18 protein-coding genes are annotated in these 19,778 nt (G+C 62.9%); 6 read left to right on the top strand and 12 right to left on the bottom strand.

All coding sequences use genetic code 11. From position 1 onward, the window contains the following. Positions 1-188: 188 nt before the first annotated feature. Together QNH97_RS19165 and QNH97_RS19160 are read left to right on the top strand one after the other, a co-directional pair. Complete coding sequence (locus QNH97_RS19165) at positions 189-2,228, top strand: oxidoreductase (protein ID WP_283553421.1); 2,040 nt, start codon at positions 189-191, stop codon at positions 2,226-2,228. A gap of 199 nt (positions 2,229-2,427) precedes the next feature. After that, positions 2,428-3,336: a 1-aminocyclopropane-1-carboxylate deaminase/D-cysteine desulfhydrase gene (locus QNH97_RS19160; protein WP_283553420.1), complete on the top strand. Its 909-nt coding sequence runs from the start codon at positions 2,428-2,430 to the stop codon at positions 3,334-3,336. 23 nt (positions 3,337-3,359) lie between these two features. Here QNH97_RS19160 and QNH97_RS19155 read toward each other — a convergent pair whose 3' ends face one another. Beyond that, the gene (locus QNH97_RS19155; RefSeq protein ID WP_283553419.1) at positions 3,360-4,766 is read right to left on the bottom strand and encodes a type VI secretion system Vgr family protein; all 1,407 of its coding nucleotides are present in this window, start codon (positions 4,764-4,766) and stop codon (positions 3,360-3,362) included. A gap of 218 nt (positions 4,767-4,984) precedes the next feature. On the opposite strand from QNH97_RS19155, the gene QNH97_RS19150 reads away from it, so the two are divergent. Then, entirely contained in the window at positions 4,985-5,689 is a 705-nt protein-coding gene (locus QNH97_RS19150) for a YebC/PmpR family DNA-binding transcriptional regulator (protein WP_283553418.1), read from the top strand. 101 nt (positions 5,690-5,790) lie between these two features. Here QNH97_RS19150 and QNH97_RS19145 read toward each other — a convergent pair whose 3' ends face one another. From QNH97_RS19145 to QNH97_RS19110, 8 genes are all read right to left on the bottom strand, one after another. Next, a complete protein-coding gene (locus tag QNH97_RS19145; protein WP_283553417.1) occupies positions 5,791-7,137 on the bottom strand; it encodes a protein kinase in 1,347 nt (448 codons plus the stop codon). 262 nt (positions 7,138-7,399) lie between these two features. Then, positions 7,400-8,461 carry an ABC transporter substrate-binding protein gene (locus QNH97_RS19140; RefSeq protein ID WP_283553416.1) on the bottom strand — a complete coding sequence of 354 codons (1,062 nt, stop codon included), beginning with the start codon at positions 8,459-8,461 and terminating at the stop codon, positions 7,400-7,402. A gap of 17 nt (positions 8,462-8,478) precedes the next feature. Continuing rightward, the gene (locus QNH97_RS19135) at positions 8,479-9,594 is read right to left on the bottom strand and encodes an NAD(P)/FAD-dependent oxidoreductase (RefSeq protein WP_283553415.1); all 1,116 of its coding nucleotides are present in this window, start codon (positions 9,592-9,594) and stop codon (positions 8,479-8,481) included. Further along, positions 9,591-10,946: an FAD/NAD(P)-dependent oxidoreductase gene (locus tag QNH97_RS19130; RefSeq protein ID WP_283553414.1), complete on the bottom strand. Its 1,356-nt coding sequence runs from the start codon at positions 10,944-10,946 to the stop codon at positions 9,591-9,593. The genes QNH97_RS19135 and QNH97_RS19130 overlap by 4 nt, the downstream gene beginning before the upstream one ends. A 166-nt stretch (positions 10,947-11,112) precedes the next feature. Beyond that, positions 11,113-11,403, bottom strand: a complete 291-nt coding sequence (locus QNH97_RS19125) for a (2Fe-2S)-binding protein (protein ID WP_283553413.1) — start codon at positions 11,401-11,403, stop codon at positions 11,113-11,115. 7 nt (positions 11,404-11,410) lie between these two features. Then, a complete protein-coding gene (locus QNH97_RS19120; RefSeq protein ID WP_283553412.1) occupies positions 11,411-12,205 on the bottom strand; it encodes an ABC transporter permease in 795 nt (264 codons plus the stop codon). Positions 12,206-12,211: 6 nt separating this feature from the next. Further along, positions 12,212-13,081 carry an ABC transporter permease gene (locus QNH97_RS19115; protein WP_283553411.1) on the bottom strand — a complete coding sequence of 290 codons (870 nt, stop codon included), beginning with the start codon at positions 13,079-13,081 and terminating at the stop codon, positions 12,212-12,214. Continuing rightward, entirely contained in the window at positions 13,078-14,103 is a 1,026-nt protein-coding gene (locus QNH97_RS19110; RefSeq protein ID WP_283553410.1) for an ABC transporter ATP-binding protein, read from the bottom strand. Before QNH97_RS19110 ends, QNH97_RS19115 begins: the two co-directional genes overlap by 4 nt. A gap of 245 nt (positions 14,104-14,348) precedes the next feature. On the opposite strand from QNH97_RS19110, the gene QNH97_RS19105 reads away from it, so the two are divergent. After that, positions 14,349-15,185, top strand: a complete 837-nt coding sequence (locus QNH97_RS19105) for an IclR family transcriptional regulator (RefSeq protein ID WP_283553409.1) — start codon at positions 14,349-14,351, stop codon at positions 15,183-15,185. A gap of 132 nt (positions 15,186-15,317) precedes the next feature. On the opposite strand, the gene QNH97_RS19100 is transcribed toward QNH97_RS19105, so the two are convergent. Then, positions 15,318-16,070 (bottom strand): anti-sigma factor family protein, encoded by a 753-nt coding sequence (locus QNH97_RS19100; RefSeq protein WP_283553408.1) that lies wholly within the window; start codon positions 16,068-16,070, stop codon positions 15,318-15,320. Beyond that, positions 16,067-16,573: a sigma-70 family RNA polymerase sigma factor gene (locus tag QNH97_RS19095; protein WP_283553407.1), complete on the bottom strand. Its 507-nt coding sequence runs from the start codon at positions 16,571-16,573 to the stop codon at positions 16,067-16,069. Before QNH97_RS19095 ends, QNH97_RS19100 begins: the two co-directional genes overlap by 4 nt. A gap of 167 nt (positions 16,574-16,740) precedes the next feature. Here QNH97_RS19095 and QNH97_RS19090 point away from each other — a divergent pair, with 167 nt between their 5' ends. Continuing rightward, on the top strand, positions 16,741-17,823 hold the full coding sequence (locus QNH97_RS19090) for a catalase family peroxidase (protein ID WP_283553406.1): 1,083 nt from the start codon (positions 16,741-16,743) through the stop codon (positions 17,821-17,823). Then, positions 17,820-18,356, top strand: coding sequence for a cytochrome b (locus QNH97_RS19085; RefSeq protein WP_283553405.1), 537 nt, complete (start codon positions 17,820-17,822; stop codon positions 18,354-18,356). Before QNH97_RS19090 ends, QNH97_RS19085 begins: the two co-directional genes overlap by 4 nt. A 152-nt stretch (positions 18,357-18,508) precedes the next feature. On the opposite strand, the gene QNH97_RS19080 is transcribed toward QNH97_RS19085, so the two are convergent. Continuing rightward, positions 18,509-19,660 (bottom strand): M14 family metallopeptidase, encoded by a 1,152-nt coding sequence (locus QNH97_RS19080; protein ID WP_283553404.1) that lies wholly within the window; start codon positions 19,658-19,660, stop codon positions 18,509-18,511. Between the last annotated feature and the right edge of the window lie 118 nt (positions 19,661-19,778).

Genomic DNA, 19,778 nt, shown 5'->3' with positions numbered 1-19,778 from the left:
TCGCCAAAAGTAGCAGACGCTCATGGCCGGCTGTTCGACGCATTGATCGGCGCGCTGCGCATTTGGATCATTAAGTTGTCAGTTACGGTCATTGAGTGCCCGCATCCCGGCTCTTAGGCTGTTGGGCATGACTGATGGAAGCCGCAGAGCTTCCGCAATTCCCGTGATTGCCGTTGTGGAGTGACCCGATGACCGCCTCTCATTACCCGAACCTGTTGGCCCCGTTGGACCTGGGCTTTACCACGTTGCGCAACCGTACCCTGATGGGCTCGATGCACACCGGTCTTGAAGAGAAGCCCGGCGGTTTCGAACGCATGGCGGCGTATTTTGCCGAGCGGGCCCGGGGCGGTGTGGGCCTGATGGTCACCGGCGGGATCGGGCCGAACGACGAGGGCGGCGTGTACTCCGGCGCCGCCAAGCTGACCACTGAAGAAGAGGCTCTCAAGCATCAGATCGTCACCCGGGCGGTACACGAGGCCGGTGGCAAGATCTGCATGCAGATTCTTCACGCCGGGCGCTATGCCTACAGCCCCAAGCAAGTGGCGCCGAGCGCGATCCAGGCGCCGATCAACCCGTTCAAGCCCAAGGCGTTGGACGAGGAGGGTATCGAGAAGCAGATCAGTGATTTCGTCACCTGTTCGGTGCTGGCCCAGCAAGCCGAATACGACGGTGTCGAAATCATGGGCTCGGAAGGTTATTTCATTAACCAGTTCCTAGCGGCCCACACCAACCACCGTACTGACCGCTGGGGCGGCAGCTACGAAAATCGCATGCGCCTGCCGGTGGAAATCGTGCGTCGGGTACGCGAAGCGGTTGGCCCGAATTTCATCATTATTTTTCGTTTATCGATGCTCGACCTGGTAGAGGGCGGCAGTTCCTGGGACGAGATCGTCCAGTTGGCCAAGGCCATCGAGCAGGCCGGTGCGACGATGATCAACACCGGCATCGGCTGGCATGAGGCGCGGATCCCCACCATTGCCACCAAGGTTCCGCGGGCGGCGTTCAGTAAAGTCACGGCCAAACTGCGTGGTTCGGTGAATATCCCGCTGATCACCACCAACCGTATCAACACCCCGGAAGTGGCCGAGCAGATTCTCGCCGAAGGTGACGCCGACATGGTTTCCATGGCGCGGCCGTTCCTGGCGGACCCGGAGTTCGTCAACAAGGCAGCCGCGGGGCGTGGCGATGAAATCAATACCTGCATCGGCTGCAACCAGGCCTGCCTCGACCATACCTTTGGCGGCAAGCTCACCAGTTGCCTGGTGAACCCACGGGCGTGCCATGAAACCGAGCTCAACTACTTGCCGGTGACGCAGGTGAAGAAAATCGCTGTTGTGGGCGCCGGCCCGGCCGGGCTGTCCGCCGCTACGGTGGCGGCCGAGCGCGGTCATCAGGTGACGTTGTTCGATTCGGCCAGTGAGATCGGTGGCCAGTTCAACGTTGCCAAGCGCGTGCCGGGCAAGGAAGAGTTTTTTGAAACCCTGCGTTACTTCCATCGCAAATTGCAGACCAGCCACGTCGAGCTGTGCCTCGACACCCGTGTGGATGTGGCACAGCTGGTGGCGGGCGGTTACGACGAGATTATCCTCGCCACCGGTATCGCGCCGCGCATGCCGGCGATTCCCGGCGTGGAGCATGCCAAGGTGCTGAGCTACCTGGACGTGATCCTCGAGCGCAAGCCGGTGGGTCGCAGCGTGGCGGTGATCGGCGCGGGCGGTATCGGCTTCGATGTGTCGGAGTTCCTGGTGCATCAGGGCGTCGCCACCAGCCAGGACCGCGAAGCGTTCTGGAAGGAATGGGGGATCGACACCCAGCTCCAGGCTCGCGGCGGCGTGGCCGGGATCAAGGCCGAGCCTCATGCCCCGGCGCGTCAGGTGTTCCTGTTGCAGCGCAAGAAATCCAAGGTGGGCGACGGCTTGGGCAAGACCACCGGTTGGATTCACCGCACGGGGTTGAAGAACAAGCAGGTGCAGATGCTCAACAGCGTCGAGTACCTGAAGATCGACGATGACGGTCTGCACATTCGCATCGGCGAAACCGGCGAGCCGCAAGTACTGCCGGTGGACAACATCGTGATCTGTGCCGGCCAGGATCCGTTGCGCGAGTTGCAGGAAGGCTTGGAAGCAGCGGGGCAGAACGTGCACCTCATCGGCGGTGCCGACGTGGCGGCGGAGCTGGATGCCAAGCGGGCGATCAACCAGGGGTCGCGGTTGGCGGCGCAGTTGTAAGGCGCAAGACGGTAGATCTCCAATCTCCCTGTGGGAGCGAGCTTGCTCGCGATTGCGGTTAGTCAGTTGCATCAATGTCGACTGGCCTGCCTCTATCGCGAGCAAGCTCGCTCCCACAGGGAGGTGGTGAACTCCGATCCTGAAGTCTCCCTACACCGAGCTGTTAATATGCCGGCATCTCCCCCTCCGGCCCACCGCGATGCTACTCCCCGCCCTCGACTGGCACCCCCAACCCCACCTCGAACCCCTTCATCTGGACTGGCTTGTCCATGCCGGCATTGAAGTGGCGGTGTTGCGCCTGGACCGCATCGATTCACTGATCAGTGGTAACAAGTGGTTCAAGTTGGTTCACCATTTGCGCGCGGCCCACGAGGTCGGTGCCGAAGGGGTCATGAGCCTGGGAGGCGCCTATTCCAACCATTTGCATGCCCTGGCCGCGGCAGGCAAGCGTTTCGGTTTTGCAACCGTCGGGCTGCTGCGCGGCAACCCCCAGGACACGCCGACGGTGCTCGACCTGAAAGCGTTCGGTATGACGTTGCACTGGTTGGGGTATGGCGGATACCGAGAGCGACACGCTGCAGATTTCTGGGTGCCGTGGCAGGCGCGTTACCCACATTTGCATCCTGTGCCCGAGGGCGGTTCAGGATTGCCCGGCGCCCAGGGCTGCATGGGCTGGGTGACCAGCGCCCGTGAACAACTGGCGACATTGGGGTGGGCGGACTATCACGGCTGGTGGTTGGCCTGCGGCACCGGCACATCGCTGGCGGGGCTGGTGCTGGCTGAAGCGGGGGAGCGCCCGGTCTATGGCGTGCTGGCGGTGCCCCAGGATCACGGCGTGGCGCAGCAGGTCGCAAGCATCATGGCAACGGCGGGGCTTTGTAGTCCGCGTTATGAGTTGTTCGACGGCAGCCGTGGCGGGTTCGCCCGGGTCGATGCCGAACTCAGCGCCTTCATCGAAACCACCGCTGCCCTCGAGCTGGAGCCGTTGTACACCGGCAAAGCGCTGATGTTGCTCAAGACACAGGTCGAGGCCGGGCGGTTTGTCCCAGGTACCCGCTTGATCTTCGTGCACACCGGCGGCTTGCAAGGCCGCCGAGGGTTCGAGTAATCCGCCGTCAACCGCGCTTGGGCTCAGGGCGTCAAGTCCGGAGGGTTCAGCAGCCAGTCCAACAGCAGCCCCGCATCATGATCGCGCAACGGTGGTTTCGGCGCTGCCGCGGCCGATCCTGCGCCGGTATCGACAGCCCCGGGGCACAGCACCGGCCGGTCGGGGTCGCCATCGAGAAAGCTCACCCGTACTTCACTGCCGGCTATCAGGGTGGGGCTGGCGTCCAGCGTCAGTCGCGACACGGGCAGGCTGATGCCTTCGTCATCCGGTGCCCACAGGCTGACATCGACGTGGCCGCGCTCATCGCGTCTGGCCGGCTGGCCGGGAGGACCGAGCACATGAGCGAGGTGATAACCGGGGATACTCGGTTTGCGATGCTTGAGTGCCGGCCTGAACACGGTGGACCATGCAATGGCCGAGAATCGGTTGCGATAGTCTCGGGCAGGCGGTGTGGACGGCAGGTTGGTTTCAAGAATCGAAAACTGTCGCCCGCGATGCTGGACTTCTGTGATCAGCCATTGGTCATTGAAGGTGGAGATCGGGTGTTCGCTGATCTGCGCGATATGGCCGCTGCGCAAGGTTGGCTGGGTGCTGTGGCCGTGGATCTGCCGTTGCCGACAGCGCAACCGTTCAAGGTTCCGGCGACCGACCTGGTCACGATAAGCCTGCGCCGGATTGCGCCGCATTGTTTCGTGGTCGACACTTTTGAACGCGTGATTCGCTGCGCTGGCGGCCGCTTCGCTCATCGCCCGGTCGCTGAAGTCTGCAGGCAGGCCAGGCGTTATTGAGTGGTGACGCTGATAAAGTCGTTGGATCGTCGATTGCGGGCCGGCGTCCTGGCGCAGTGTCAACTCGATCGGCTGCGCGGGAAAGCTGGCAGGGTCTTCGGCGAACACCAGGACATGCCCCTCGAGGGCATGTTCGAAGTGATAGTGGATGCCTTCTTCCTCGCATAAGCGTTGTAACAGATCCAGATCGCTTTCCTCGTACTGGATGCAGAAGGGCCGGAGCGGATACTGCCCATGGAGCAGTTCGAAACGGTAGCTGTGGACGGGCAGCGCGTTGTCTTCCAACAGACGTTGCAGCACTTGCACAACGCTGAGTCGATGGAAAATCCGGCGTCGTGGGCCTTGATCCAAATGCTGGAGGTAAGGCACCAGCGCCACGCGGTAGCCGATGCGGTGCGAGGTATGAGCGCTCAGGCTGACGCTGTGGACAATCCCATGGATGCCCGACTCGCCGTCCAGGCGCAGGAAGGCCGGTTGCCCGAGTAGCGCGTCGGGATTCATCGGCGGCGCCAGGCCGATCAGTTCGAGGTCAAAGCGGTACGGCTGGTTGAGGGCTTCCCGACCGTTGAGCCGCAATACTTGCAGTCTCAAGTCGCTTTGCGTGAGGATCAGGCTGAAGGGACTTTCCGTGTCGTTGCGCATCGCAGCTCTTACTTGCAGGGAGAGAGGCGCAGAGGGTACGAAACCCCAGGGCGGAAGGGTGCCAGTGAATCGCTATTTCAGAATCCCCCTACAACATCCTGGGAAAATGTCGATTCAGCCGGGAAATTTTTTGGTCGATCAGCCGGTTTAGGCCGTATAAACTTGCGCCACAGCGCCGGCCGGCAGATGTCTCGGCGCGTCAGACAAGAGAGTGAGTAATGGGCGCACAGTGGAAGGTTAAACACAAAGAAGCGGCTGCCAACGCCAAGGGCAAGATCTTCGGCAAGCTGGTGAAAGAAATCACCATTGCCGCGCGCAACGGTGCCGATACCGCGACCAACGCGCACTTGCGACTGGTGGTCGAGCAGGCGAAGAAGGCCTCGATGCCCCGCGAGACCCTGGAGCGTGCGATCAAGAAAGGTTCTGGCCAGCTCGGTGAGACCGTGCAATACCACCGCGTCACTTACGAAGGGTTTGCCCCGCATCAGGTGCCGCTGATCGTTGAATGCGTGACCGACAACATCAACCGCACCGTTGCCGAAATTCGCGTTGCGTTCCGCAAGGGCCAACTGGGCGCCTCGGGCTCGGTGGCGTGGGACTTCAATCATGTCGGCATGATCGAGGCCGCGCCGGACAGCCCGGACGCCGATCCGGAAATGGCCGCCATCGAGGCCGGTGCCCAGGATTTTGAGCCAGGCGAAGAGGGCGCGACGTTGTTCCTCACTGATCCTGTCGATCTTGATGCCGTGCAGAAGGCGCTGCCGGAGCAGGGTTTCACCGTGTTGTCGGCGAAGCTGGGCTATCAGCCGAAGAACCCGGTCAGCGGCCTGACCGATGAGCAAATGGCTGAAGTCGAAGCGTTCCTTGAAGGCCTCGACAACCATGATGATGTGCAGGATATGTTTGTCGGGTTGGCGGGGTAAACGGCACAGATCCCTTGTGGCGAGGGAGCTTGCTCCCGCTCGGCGGCGAAGCCGTCGTGAATGAGTCTACGCGGTCTGACTGACAGACCTCGGTGCCCGGATCAGGGCTGCTTCGCAGCCCAGCGGGAGCAAGCTCCCTCGCCACGGTCTTGCAGTAAGTCTTCAATCTCATCGAACCCCGGCCGCGCCAGCACGTCTGGCTGACAGCAGCGTGCCTGCAGCTCGTGCATCATTGCCAACTCCATGGCACTGGACGCCGGCTCAATCCGCGCCAGCAATTCCCCCAGCAGAATCCCGAAGGCCCGCACCTCGATGCGTTGCAGTGCGCGGGTTTGCAAGGTATCGGCGGTGGCGTGAAAAGACGCCGCGCCAAAGTCTCCCAACAAGCAATCGCCCTGGTCATCGTAAAGAATGTTGTGTCCGTACAAATCGCCATGGGTGATGCCCTGGCGATGCAGGTGCGCCGCCACCGAGGCGATGCCGCGGGCGATGCGCAAGGCCACTGGGGCGCTCAAGCGCAGCTCGTCGGCATACACGTCGCGGGTGCACGAGGCCAGGCTCGGCAGCCCGGCCAGATTGCGGTAGCTGGGCTCGATCAGCGCCATCACCAGCCCGGCCTGTTCCTCGGGATGCCCGACGATCTGGCCCAACACGTCAATCAGGTTCGGATGCCGGCCCGCGGTGATGCAAGCCTGCATTTCATGCAGCGGCGAGCCGTCGCTGGTGATCTGGCCTTTGTACAACTTCACCGCGACTTTGCGCGCGACCTGGCCTGGCGGCTGCCAGAGTGCCTGGTGAATCACCCCCGACGCCCCTTCGCCCAACCGCTGTTGCAGGCTCAGTTGGGACCAGTCGAAAGGTGTTGTGGCTGCCGGGGCATGGGCTTGGGGTTCCAGCGGGTTACCGGCGTAGGCCAGCCAACTGAGGCTGGGCAGTTCCAGTAGCCATTGCGGCAGTTCGGTCAGCTGATTGGCGGCGATGCGCAGCAGCTCAAGGCGATGGCACTGGCCCAGGCTCGCCGGCAATTGCTGCAAGCGGTTGCCGGCCAACATCAGCTTTTGCAGATGGGGGCGTTGGCCCAGCTCATCCGGTAATTGGCTGACGCAGTTGTCCGTCAGGATCAGCCAGCGCAGCAGCGGCGGCAGGGCGGCGCCGCTTACGCGCTCGATGCGATTGGCCTTGAAGCCGACCATGGTCAGCGCGGCACAACGGCCCAGGCATTCGGGCAGTTCAGTGAAACGGTTGTCCGAACAGAACAGCACGCGCAGGCGGGTCAGCCGATGCAGGTCGTCGGGCAGCGTGTCCAGCGCATTGCCGCTGAGGTTGAGGACCTCTAGGGAATCGGCCAGGTCGAAGATTTCCCTGGGAAACTGCGTCAGGCCGCAGGCCAGGTCCAGCCGGGTGATGCCTGACAGCTGGCCGGCGCGGAGTTGGGCGAGGGTATCCATGGAGGGGTTCGCTGTTGATCAAGGGGCGGGCGCAACACCTGAAGCCAACCATGGCCCTGTGGCGAGGGAGCTTGCTCCCGCTGGGCTGCGAAGCAGCTCTGATCCAGGCCCCGCGGTCTGTCAGTCAGACCGCGTAGACTCATTCACGACGGCTTCGCCGCCGAGCGGGAGCAAGCTCCCTCGCCACAGGTTCATTGGCATCAGGCATCAAGCTCAAGATGGCCGCATGATAACTACAAAACGTGGGCCGATGTCGAACGCTCTAGCGCTCGATGCTGCGGTTCCACCGTGCGTTCCAGGCCGGGCGCTGTTCGTTGACCTGGTCCCAATCCACGGCAATCGCGGTTTCCAGGTATTGCTTCATCGCCTCCACCTGGCCACGGGTTTTGTCGGTGGTCGGGGTGTTGGGGTTGGACGGGATCTGGTCGCCTTCTTCCAGGGCGATGGCCTGGGCTTGCGGGGACAGCAGGAACGCGGCGAGCTTCTGCGCCAGTTCAGGTTGGGTGTTTTGGGCGATGGCGCATTCGGCGACGTTGAGTACCACGGCGCCTTCCTTCGGTTGCGCGTACTCCACCGACATGCCCTTGAGTTTCAGCGCGGTGACCTGGGTCGGCGTCAGTGGGAACAGCGCGGCTTCGTCGGTCTGCAGCATTTCGGAAATCTTCGCCGAGCTCGGGATGTACTCCAGCACGTTGCGTCCGACGGTGTTTGGCCAGGCCTTGAAACCCGGCTCGACGTCGGCCTCGCTGCCGCCCTGGATCCGGTTGAACATCAGGAAGCCGTGCAGGCCGAATGTGGACGAGGCCATCGATTGGAACACCACTTTGTCCTTGAAACGCGGATCGGCCAAGTCCATCCATGAGGTCGGCGCGCTCCAGCCTTTTTCCTTGAACAACCGTGTGTTGTAGGCCAGTCCTGTCACCCCGAGGCTAACGGCCACGGCTTGATCCTTGATGCGACCCTTGGCCGGAATCTGCGCCAGGGTCGGACTGTCCTCCAGCTTGTCGCACAGCCCCATGGCGATGGCGCGGTACATGATGCCGTCATCCAGGAACATCAAGTGCATCTGCGGGTTGCCTTTGCTGGCCTGGACTTTCGCCAGGATGTCGGCGGAGGTGCCGGGCACGATCACCACTTTGACGTTGTTGGCTTTCTCGAACGCCGGCAAGACCTTGTCGGCGTAGAGCCGCTCCATGGTCCCGCCGTTCATGCCCAGGTAAAGCGTCGGTTCGGCCAACGCCTGGGTGACCGGGAGCAGGGCGCCCAGGCCAGTGAAACCCAGCGAGCAGAAACCGAACAATGCACTGCGTTTGACGTTATTCATGGCGCGACCTTCCTCTATCAAGCAACGGAGATGGAGTGAAACCGGGTGATGGAAAACGCATCCAGCGGTGTGGTTGAGGCGCCGCTGCAGATGATCTCGGTGAGCGCCTGGCCCACCGCAGGGCCGATCTGAAAGCCTGCGCCGGCAAAGCCGAATGCATGCAACAGACCGGGTTGGGTGCTGCTGTGGCCGATCACCGGCTGGCGATCGGGCAGGTATCCTTCGGTGCCGCTCCAGGTACGAATCGCTTGGGCACCTTCGAGAAATGGGTAGAGTTCGACCGCTTGGCGCAGGATCTCAATCACGGCGTTCTGGCCGGGCCGGGCGCGAGCGTCGTCCAGCGCGAAACCTTGACCGCCCCCCAGAATGCAATTGCCGCGTACGACTTGCCGGGCGTAAATGCCGCCGCCTTCCACACCGGTGCTGGCATTCATCACCAGGGGCAACGGCTCAGTGACCAGCATCGCCGGGTGCCCGGCAGACATCGGCACCGCTTCGCCGAATTGTGCAGCGAACTGGCTCGACCAGGCGCCGGCGCAGTTCAACAGCCACGGCGCGTGAAACGCCAGGTCCGTTTCGGTGTGTACAGCAAAGCGCTGACCGTCGTGCTCCACGGCGCTGACCGCGCATTGTTCGTAGACCTGCGCGCCATGTCGGCGGGCTGCCTGGGCGAATGCCGGCGACACCAGGCGCGGGTTGGCGTGACCGTCGTCCGGGCACAGCGATGCCCCGACCGCGACGGCGCCGACCCACGGAAACCGCGCGCGCAACGCCTCGCGATCGAGCAGTTGCAAATCGAGGCCGAAGCCCTGGCTGCTGGCGGCGTAGTCCTGTAACGCTTGCAGATCTTCAGCGCTGCGGGCCAGTTTCAGATGACCGCTGCGCTGGTATTCACCGTCGATGCCGATCAACCGGGGCAGTTGGCTCCAGATTTCATGGGCCCGTTGCGACAGGGGCAGTTGCGACAACGGCCGTCCCTGGCGGCGAACACCGCCGTAGTTCACGCCGCTGGAGTGCGAACCGCAGAAATCCCGTTCCAACAGAGCCACCCGCTGTCCGGCCTGGCTCAGGAACAACGCGGCCGAGGCCCCGACGATGCCGCCGCCAATGATCACCACGTCCACGTCGATCATGGCTCGATCTCCAGGCCGAACGGCAGCGGCTTGATCGGCGCCTGGGCACGCAAGCGGCCGACGCTGGAGACCGGGCGGCCACTCTCGCGGGCAATGATTTCGGCGGCGGCGGCGCCACACATCCGTCCTTGGCAACGCCCCATGCCGACCCGGCAATGGGCCTTGACCCGGTTGATCTCCCAGTGGCCTTCGCCCACTACCTGGCGGATGTCGCCGACGCTGACTTCTTCGCAGCGGCAGATCATCAGGCTGTCGGCTGCGTCGGTGGCCCAACCTTCGGGAAAGGCAAATGCGCGCTCCAGGCCTTGTCGGAAATGGCCGATGCGCTCGAGGGATTGTTCCAGCTGGGTGCAACGCTGCGGGTCGATCAAGTAACCGAGGTCTTCAAGTAAGGCCAGGGCCGCCCGTTCACCGGCCATCTCGGCGGCATCGGCGCCCATGATTCCGGCACCGTCGCCCGCCAGGTAAACCCCGGTCACGCTGCTGCGTCCGGCGCGGTCCCGCAGTGGCAGCCAGGCGCGGTTGAGAGCGTTCCAGGAAAACTCGCAGCCCAGCAGGTCGGCCAACTGAGTTTCGCTGCGCAAGCCGTGGGCGAAGGCCACCGCATCGCAATCGAGGCTGTGCTCGCCTTTTGCGTTGCGCCATGCCAGCGACTGCACCCGGCGGTCGCCGTCGATACGCGACAGATTCGCGCCTTGGTGCACGCGGATGCCGTGGGCCGTCAGCCAGGCGCGGTAGTAGAGACCCTTGGCGAGGGTGGCCGGTTGCACCAGCAGGCCGGGCAGGGCGCGGACCTGGGCGCTGAAGGGCGAACTGTCGAGCACCGCGACCACGCTGGCACCGGCCTTGGCGTACTGATACGCCACCAGATACAGCAAGGGACCGCTGCCGGCGAACACCACCCGCTCACCGATGGCGCAGCCCTGGAACTTCAGCGCGATCTGCGCCGCGCCCAAGCTGTACACCCCGGGCAGGGTCCAACCCGGCACGGGCAGGATCCGGTCGGTGGCCCCGGTGGCGACGATCACGCTGGCGTACTCAAGACGGTCGGCACGGCCCTCATGCAAGGTGTCCAGCAGACCGGCTTCGGCGTTCCACACCAGTGTGTCGGGACGGTAATCGAGCTGCTCGCGCAACTCGTCCAGGGTCTGGTGGAGGGCGCTGGCCTTGTGCGCTTCGAAGCCATAGAGCTTGGCGGGCGAGCGCTTGAAGTTGGCCGGTTGGCGCCGATAAATCTGCCCGCCACCGCGGGCGGCTTCGTCCAGCAGGACGGGGTACACGCCGTGGGCGACCAGGGTCTGCGCAGCACGGATACCGGCTGGGCCGGCGCCGATGATGGCGACCGGTTTCATATCCACCTCGTCGACAGGCGCTGTGGATTTATAGTGCTGTTGAAGCCGCCATCGCGAGCAAGCTCGCTCCCACATTGGATCGGGAGTGGGTTTTGGTTTTGTGAACGCTGTAGGCTCCCCGTGGGAGCGAGCTTGCTCGCGATGGGGCCAGTCCAGGCGGCATTGTTCATACCAGACGCCCCGGCTCGCGGCGGATGTCCTGCCCAGCTTCGAGCAGGGTCGAGCAGGCGCGGACGCGACGGCCGTCGCCCAGGCGCACCCAGCAATCCTGGCAGGCGCCCATCAGGCAGAATCCGGCCCGGGGCTCGGCGCTGAAGTCACTGCCGCGCAGGTGTTCGCTGCGGGTCAGCACGGCGGTCAGCAGCGTGTCGCCCAGCAGGCCGGTGGCAGGTCTGCCGTCGAGGGTAAAGTCCAGGGCCGGGCGGTCGCCTTCGGCCAGTCGTTTCAGCAGAGCCATGGCGCCCTCATTGTTTGCCTACCAGGACTCGATCCAGGCCATAGACCCGGTCGAGCAGAATCATGGTCACCGCGGTCAGCGCAATGACCAGTGCCGACACCGCCGCCATCATCGGGTCGATGGATTCGGTGGCGTACACGTACATGCGCACCGGCAAGGTTTGTGTGGCTGGCGAGGTGACGAAGATCGACAACGTGACTTCATCGAAGCTGTTGATGAACGCCAGCAACCAGCCCCCGGCCACTCCTGGCAGGATCATCGGCAAGGTGATTTGCCGAAACAGTGTGAAGCGCCCGGCCCCCAGTGATTGCGCGGCCTGCTCGGCGCTGCGGTCCAGGCCGATGGCGGAAGCGAGCACCAGGCGCAGCACATACGGCGTAATCACCAGCACGTGGGCGAAGATCAGCCAGGCAAAGCTGCCGTTCACGCCCATCAGCGCAAACAGGCGCAGCAGTGCGACGCCCAATACCAGGTGCGGGATGATGATCGGCGACAGGAACAGGCCGTTGAAAAAGTCCCGGCCTGGAAACTCGAGCCGGGTGATCGCCAGGGCCGCCGGTACCGCAATCAACGTCGCCAGGGAGGCGGCGCAGAAGGCGAGGATCAGGCTGTTGTAGAACGCATCGACGAAATCCGCACGCTCGAACACCGCGCGGAACCAGCGCAGGGAAAATTCCGTGGTTGGCAGGCTCAGGGTGTTTTCCGGGGTGAAGGCGACGAGACAGACCACCACCAGCGGCGCCAGCATGAACACCACCACCAGGGCATGAAACAACAGGGCGAAAGGACCGTTCCTGGACATGACGAGTTACCCCAATGACTTCTTGTAGCGGCCTTCGATCATCCGGTTCCACGACAGCATGATCAGTAGGTTGAGCAGCAGCAGGGCGACGGCAATGGTCGCGCCCATGGGCCAGTTCAGCTCCGACAGGTACTGGTCGTAGATCAGCGTGGCGACCATCTTCAGGCGGCGGCCGCCGAGCAGGCCGGGAATGGCGAAGGAACTGGCGGCGAGACCGAACACAATCAGCGTGCCCGACAGCACGCCCGGCATGATCTGCGGCAGCACGACCTTGCGGATCACCGTGAACTGGCTGGCCCCCAGGGACAGCGCGGCCTGTTCGGCGGCCGGGTCGAGTTTTTGCAGCGAGGTCCAGACCGGAATGATCATGAACGGCAACATCACGTGGACCAGGGCGATGACTACGGCGAACGGCGTATAGAGCAGCTTCACCGGCGAGCCGCCGAAGGCTTGCAGGGCCTGGTTGACCAGGCCGTCAGCGCCGAGCAACAGACTCCAGCCGAAGGCTCGCACCACCACCGAAATCAGCAGCGGCGTGAGGATCAGGATCAGGAAGATCGAGCGCCACGGCGCCCGCATGCGGCTGAGGACGTAGGCTTCGGGCACGCCGATCAGCACGCACAAAATCGTGGTCAGGGCGCTGATCCAGAGCGTGCGCAAAAAGATCTCGTAGAAGTATGGGTCGCCCAGCAGGCTGGCGTAGTGGTCGAGGGTATAGGCGTCGCCGTCGATGCCTGAGCTGTAGTCGAAGACGTTGAACGACAGCACCAGCGTCAGGCCGAGGGGAATGACCAGCAGGCCCAGGTACAAAGCCAGCGCCGGCGCAGACATCAGGTAGCCTTGGCGTCCCCGGCGCATCGCATCGAGCAGCTTCATGCCGGCACCTCGTCCACGCTCAGCACCCGCACCAGCGCCGGGTCCCAGTCCAGGCCCACCGCCGTGCCTTCGGTCATCGGCGCGGAGCCGTCGTTGCGGCGGACCACGCAGAGTTCGCCCAGGCTGGTCGAGACGCCATAGAGCCACTGGCTGCCGAGAAAGAAACGGTTGGTGAGGGTGCCTTGCAGGCGACCCGAGCCGGATTCACACAGGTCGATTTTTTCCGGGCGCAGGCTCAGGGTCAGTTCCCCGTTACCCGGGCTGCACACTTGAACGGCCCCCGCGCTGTCGCGGACGCCGGGCAACAGGTTGGCTTTGCCGACGAAGCCGGAAATGAACTCGGTGCGCGGGTGTTCGTAAAGGGTGTAGGGCGCGTCGATCTGGGTGATGCGCCCGGCCTGCATCACCACGACCCGGTCACTGATCGACAGCGCCTCGGACTGGTCGTGGGTCACCATCAACGTGGTGATCCCGACTTCTCGCTGGATGCGGCGGATTTCGTATTGCATCTCCTCGCGCAGGTTGGCGTCGAGGTTGGACAGTGGTTCGTCGAGCAGCAGCACCGGTGGTTCGATCACCAGCGCCCGGGCGAGGGCGACGCGCTGGCGCTGGCCGCCCGAGAGTTCCCGTGGGTAGCGCTCGGCGTGCGGGTCCAGGCGCACCAGTTTCAGCACCCGATCCACCCGTTGTTGCAGCTCGGCGCTGGCCACTTTGCGCATGCGCAGGCCGAAGGCGACGTTGTCCTTGACGGTCATGTGAGGGAACAGCGCGTAACTCTGGAACACCACGCCCAGGCCTCGGCTGGCGGGCTTGGCGTGGGTAATGTCGCGACCGTCCAGCAGGATGCGGCCGCTGGTGACTTCGACGAAGCCGGCGATCATTTGCAGCGTCGTGGTTTTGCCGCAGCCGGAGGGCCCCAGCAGCGAGACGAATTCGCCTTTCTCCACCGAGAGGTTGGTGGCGACCACGGCGTCGATCTCGCCGTAACGTTTGCCAAGTCCTTCAAGTTGCACAAAAGCCATCGCTGCGCTCCACCTGAGATTGTTATGCGTCGCCGTGAGGCGCGCTTTTTTGTATGGGCAGATACGAAAGGGTGCTGCGGGGTGCGTTGGCGCTCGACTTTGGGTCGGCTGCCGCTGTTGTTCGAATCGCCCCTGTATGGACGCAGAGTAGGACGAAGAATAGGATGGGCTCAATGGACTATTTCACTGAAGCGAAGACTATTTTCAGTTTCATTCGGTGAGTAAATTTATTTATGAGCAATCAAATGCAGAATTCCATTGATCGGAATAACGAGAAGAGTGAAGTAGGGGTCGGCGCGGTCTCCAGGCTGTTCGCCGTACTGCGCAGCCTGGGTGACACCGTCGAGGGCGGGGAGCGGGTGACGCAGTTGGCCCAGCGTATTGGCTTGTCCCAGCCCACTACCCATCGCTTGTTGCGCAGCCTGATGGACGAAGGCATGGTCGAGCAGGACGCGCGCAGCAAACGCTATCGCCTGAGCCTGGACTTTTTTGCCCTGGCTGCCCGTGCCGGCAACACTGGCAACCTGCGCGATCTTGCACGGCCGGCCATGCTGCGGTTGTCAGCGTCTCTGGGGGATTCGTTATTTCTGCTGGCGCGCAGCGGTTTTGATGCCATCTGCCTGGACCGCAGCGAAGGGCCGTTCCCGATCCGTACATTTACCGGCGACATTGGCGGCCGAGTGGCACTGGGCGTGGGGCAGGGGAGCCTGGCCATCCTGGCGTTCCTGCCGGAAGAAGAGCGTGACACGGTGATTCAATACAACCTGCCGCGGCTCAAGGATTTCCATTTGTACGACGAAGTCTTTCTGCGTTCGGAAGTGGAGAACGTGCGCACGCTGGGTTACGCCGGGCGCAATACCGGCGTGTTGCAAGGCATGGCCGGGGTGGCGGTGCCGATCCTTGACCGTGAGGGGCGGGCCATGGCCGCCTTGAGCGTGGCAACGGTGAGCGACCGATTGGGCCCTGATCGCCTGCCAACGGTGGTGGAAATGCTCAAGCGCGAGGCGGCCCTGATCGGACCGCGGGTCAACCCGTTCGACCCGCTGCTGCGCAGGCCTTCGCAGGTGTTTGGGCAGGGGTGAGCACTTTCTCAAGAACACCGCCGTCCCCCTGTGGGAGCGAGCTTGCTCGCGATGGCGATGGTTCAGTCAGTGATGTGCCGACAGACACACCGCTATCGCGAGCAAGCTCGCTCCCACAGGGATCTGCGTGAATCAGAAGTCCAATGTCTGCTTGAGCCTTTGCACCGTCGGCGTATCACTCGGTATGACCATCGCATAGTTGTATCCCGGTCCGGACCAATACTCGGCCTGCAACTCGCCGTCGCGCCGACTGCCTCGGGGCAGCAGGAAATTTTTCGGGCCTGGCGGGCGCACGTAGAAGCTGATCTTCTGGCCGCTCGCGTCTTGGTAAACCACCATGGCCGCCGCACCTTGCTCGGTGCTGAGCAAGCGGCCGCTGACCGGCTTGAAGCCCGCGCCCGACAGGTCCGGTAGCCGGTTCGCCTGGGTGAAATAACGATCTAGCCAGCCTTGCATGTTGCCCTCGTCACCGGTTTGGTAATCGGCTGGAAGGATGCCCTGCTGGGCGAATAACCGGTATGCCTGCAGGGCATCAGCCATGGGTGCAGCAGCGCTGAGGAGGGTCATTTCCCGCGCCTGCCAGCCACTGTAGCCGCCCACGCTGACCGCCAGCAGTAACACCGCGGCGTTGGCCAGGCGACGGCGGGATCGATGTTTCAGGCGTTGGCTAATCATTGCCGGATCGAGATTCGGATTGGCGGGCTGTTGCAAGGCGCCACTCAGGGCCGTGCGCAGGTGTTGCACGTCCTGTTGCCAGGCGCGGACCCGCGCGGCGACGTCGGGATGAGTGCCGAGGTACGTTTCCATCAGGCGTTGGTCGTTTTCACTCAGTTGGCGATCGACGTAGGCGTGCAAGTCGCTGTCGCTGGGAGGCATGTTGATCATTTGAGTATCCGCAGGGTAGGGCGGGTGATTTCGCCATCGCTGAGTTGGCGCAGGGCCTGGCGGGCGCGGGACAGGCGTGACATCACGGTGCCGGTCGGCACGCCGAGGATGTCGGCGACTTGCTGGTAACTCAAGCCTTCCACCGACACCCATAGCAACAGCGCCCGTTGTTCTGTGGTGAGTTGCTCGAACGCCTGGAGGGATGATTGTGCGATCACGCTGCGTTCGGCCGAAGGGTGGGCATCGTCGCGGCCGGTGAAAAACTCCAGCATGCGTGCATAACGCCGTGAGCGGCGATGAGCGTCGAGAAACTGCCGATACAGAATCGAAAACAGCCAGGCCCGCAGGTCGCCGTCCGGGCGCTTGTCGTTCCATTTGGACAACGCCCGCTCCAGGCACGCCTGCACCAGGTCATCGGCGTTGCTCGGGTTACGCGTCAGCGACACGGCAAAACGCCGTAGCCTGGGGATGAGCTCGCGTAACTGTTCGTCGATTTCGTTCATGGGAGTGTGGCTTCTGTGGGCAGTCACTGCGCCGGGACTGGAAAGGCGACCCGCGAACGAGATTATTCCAGTCCAGGAAAAATAAATACGCGGCGTGGGAATAAACCTGTCAGGGCTTCGTCTGACGGGTCCTTTCCGCAAATGGCCTTGAGCCTTGGAGCTTGTTCATGGTTGCCCCTTCCTCTTCACCGAGTCGGCCGCCGTTGAGCGCCGCCAGCCTGACGCTGCGCCTGAGCGGCATCGCCGTGATCGTTGCCGCGCTGGCCGGGGCGTTTGCCTATGTCCATGGCACCCTCGACCCACAGCGGCTGACACCGGATGCGCTGGTCAACGTGCTGGAAAAAAATAACGGTGTTCACCCGGGCTTCCGGCGTAATCACTCAAAAGGTGTCTGCGTCGCCGGCTACTTCGAAAGCAGCGGCGAGGCCCGCGCCTTCTCCAGTGCCCAAGTGTTCCTGGACGCGCGAACGCCAGTGGTCGGACGTTTCGCCTTGCCCAGTGGCAACCCCTATGCACCTGACGGCAGCGTACCGATCCGCAGCCTGGCGCTGCGTTTCACCCAAGCCAACGGCCAGCAATGGCGCACCGGCATGAACAGCATGCCAGTGTTTCCGGTGGGCACGCCCGAAGCCTTCTATCAATTGCAACAGGCCCAATCACCGGACCCGGCCACGGGGAAACCCAACCCTGCCGCCGTGCCGGCGTTTTTTGCCGCGCACCCGGAGGCTGTGCCGTTCCTGCAATGGATCAAGACGGCCAAGCCGTCGGCCAGTTACGCCACCGAAACCTACAACGGCATCAATGCGTTCTATTTGGTCAACCCGACGGGGCAACGCCAGGCGGTGCGCTGGGGCGTGGTGCCGATGAGTCGGGACACTGCGGATGCGATGCCTCCCCAGGGTGGCGATTTTCTGGAGCAGGATCTGGTGAAGCGCCTCGCCGCGGGGCCATTGCGCTGGCAGTTGAATATCACCCTGGCCAATCCGGGCGACCCGGTGAACGATGCCAGCAAGGCCTGGCCCTCTGATCGCAAGGTGCTCAATGCCGGGACGTTGGTGCTGGAGCGCACCCAGGCACAGGACAACGGCGAGTGCCGGGATATCAACTATGACCCGCTGATCCTGCCCAGCGGAATCGAAGGTTCCGAAGACCCGCTGCTGGCCGCACGCTCCGCCGCCTATGCCAGTTCCTATCTGCGACGTACCAGCGAAGTCAGCCAACTGCCCGCCACCCAGGAGTCCCGCCCATGAGCGCCCCCCGTCACTTCGCCCCGCTGGCTCGGCTGTTGCACTGGCTGATGGCATTGATGGTCATCGCCATGCTGTTTATCGGTGCGGGCATGGTCGCCTCGGTGTCCGAGCGCCATGAATGGCTGCTCCAACTGCACAAGCCGCTGGGCATCGCGATTCTGTTGTTGGTGATTGTGCGCCTGGTGGTGCGCTTCAGTACCCGCCAGCCGCCGCTACCGGTCGATCTGCCTGGCTGGCAGGTGTTGGCGGCCAAAGCTTCGCACGTTTTGTTGTATGCCTTGATGCTGGTCCTGCCGCTGCTGGGCTGGGGCATGATTTCGGCGGCGGGAGACCCAGTGATGCTCAGCAGCTCGTTGCAACTGCCCTCGATCCTGCCAGCGCACGCCGAGACGTTCGCATTGCTGCGCAAGGCCCATGGGTACCTGGCGTATCTGTTGTTCTTGACCGTGCTGGTGCATCTGGCCGCGGCGCTGTTTCACGCTTGGGTGCGCCGGGATGAGGTGTTGGACAGTATGTTGCGAGGCAAGGGCTGAAAGGGGACCGGTGGCGAGGGAGCTTGCTCCCGCTGGGCTGCGAAGCAGCCCTGATCCAGGCACCGCGATCTGTCAGTCAGACCGCATAGACTCATTCACGACGGCTGCGCCGCCGAGCGGGAGCAAGCTCCCTCGCCACGGGAATCGCGTGATCAGCGCAATTCGTCAACCATGTCCGCAATAGTGCTCAACACATCCTTGCCCAATTGCATCGAGCGCTTGCCGGACCAGCCGGTGAGCGGGTTCGGATGGTCGTCGTGGTCCTTGAACGGCATTTCCAGGGTCAGGGACAAGCAATCGTATTTCTGACCAACCGCGTTACAGGCCAACGTCATGTTGGCCCGGCCCGGTTCGTCGCGGGTGTAGCCGTAAGTGGTCTGGAAGTCTTTGGTCTGATGTTTGAGGTGATTGCGAAAGCGCTCTTCGAGTTCGGCAATGCGCGGCGTGTAGCCTGGATTGCCTTCGCATCCGGCCGTGAAGACGTGGGGGATTTCTTCATCACCATGAGCGTCGAGAAACAGGTCGACGCCGTACTTTTCCATTTGCTGTTGTACGAAAAATACCTCGGGACTGACTTCGGGGCTGGCGTTCTGCCAGGCTCGGTTGAGGTCCTGGCCCACCGCGTTGGTACGCAGATGGCCATGAAACGCACCGTCCGGGTTCATGTTCGGCACCAGATACAAATCGGCCTTGGCAAGCAGTTGTTCCAGCTGTGGGTCATCCTGGTGTTGGAGGCGTTCGATCACGCCCTCCATGAACCATTCGGCCATATGCTCGCCCGGATGCTGCTGGGCGATGATCCAGACCTTGCGCCGACCTTCGGCGCCGCTACCTTTGCGCAGCAATTGAATGTCACGACCTTCCACGCTTTTACCGGTGGCCAACAGTTCGGTGCCGGCCTTGTGCAACGCTTGCTCGATCAACCAGTCGTGACGACCACGGCTGTAGGGTTCGAAGTAGGCAAACCAGGCGTGAGGTTGTTCGGCTTCCAGGTGAAAGCGCAGGGCGTCGCCTTCGAACTGTGTGGGAATACGGAACCAGTTCACGTGATCGTAAGAGGCGACTGTCTGGTAACCAGTCCACGCCTTGTTGTAGGACGATTGGCTGGCATTGAGCAGGCGAAAGGAATATTCCTGGCCAACGTGCAGGCCGCTGGCCTTGAAGTGGAACCATTGAAAGTGGGCGCTGCGGGTGTCGGGCCTGATCTTCAGCAACGACTGCAACGGATTGCTGATGTCGACGACCTGAATGTTGCCGCTGTCAAAATTGGCGCTGATATCAAAAGAGGATTTAGCCACGGTCACGGCTCCTGAAAGGATTCTTATGGCCGTTACTTTACACGCAAGAAAGGGAAAATCAGACGATTTGCATCAATGTGAAGAAGGGGGCGCCCTCCCTGGACGCCAAGTCAGCTTAGAGAGT

It is taken from the genome of Pseudomonas sp. G2-4, from assembly GCF_030064125.1.
Classification (GTDB): domain Bacteria; phylum Pseudomonadota; class Gammaproteobacteria; order Pseudomonadales; family Pseudomonadaceae; genus Aquipseudomonas.
The sequence above is the reverse complement of the archived record's forward strand: the minus strand, read 5'-3'. Positions and strand labels throughout refer to the sequence as shown.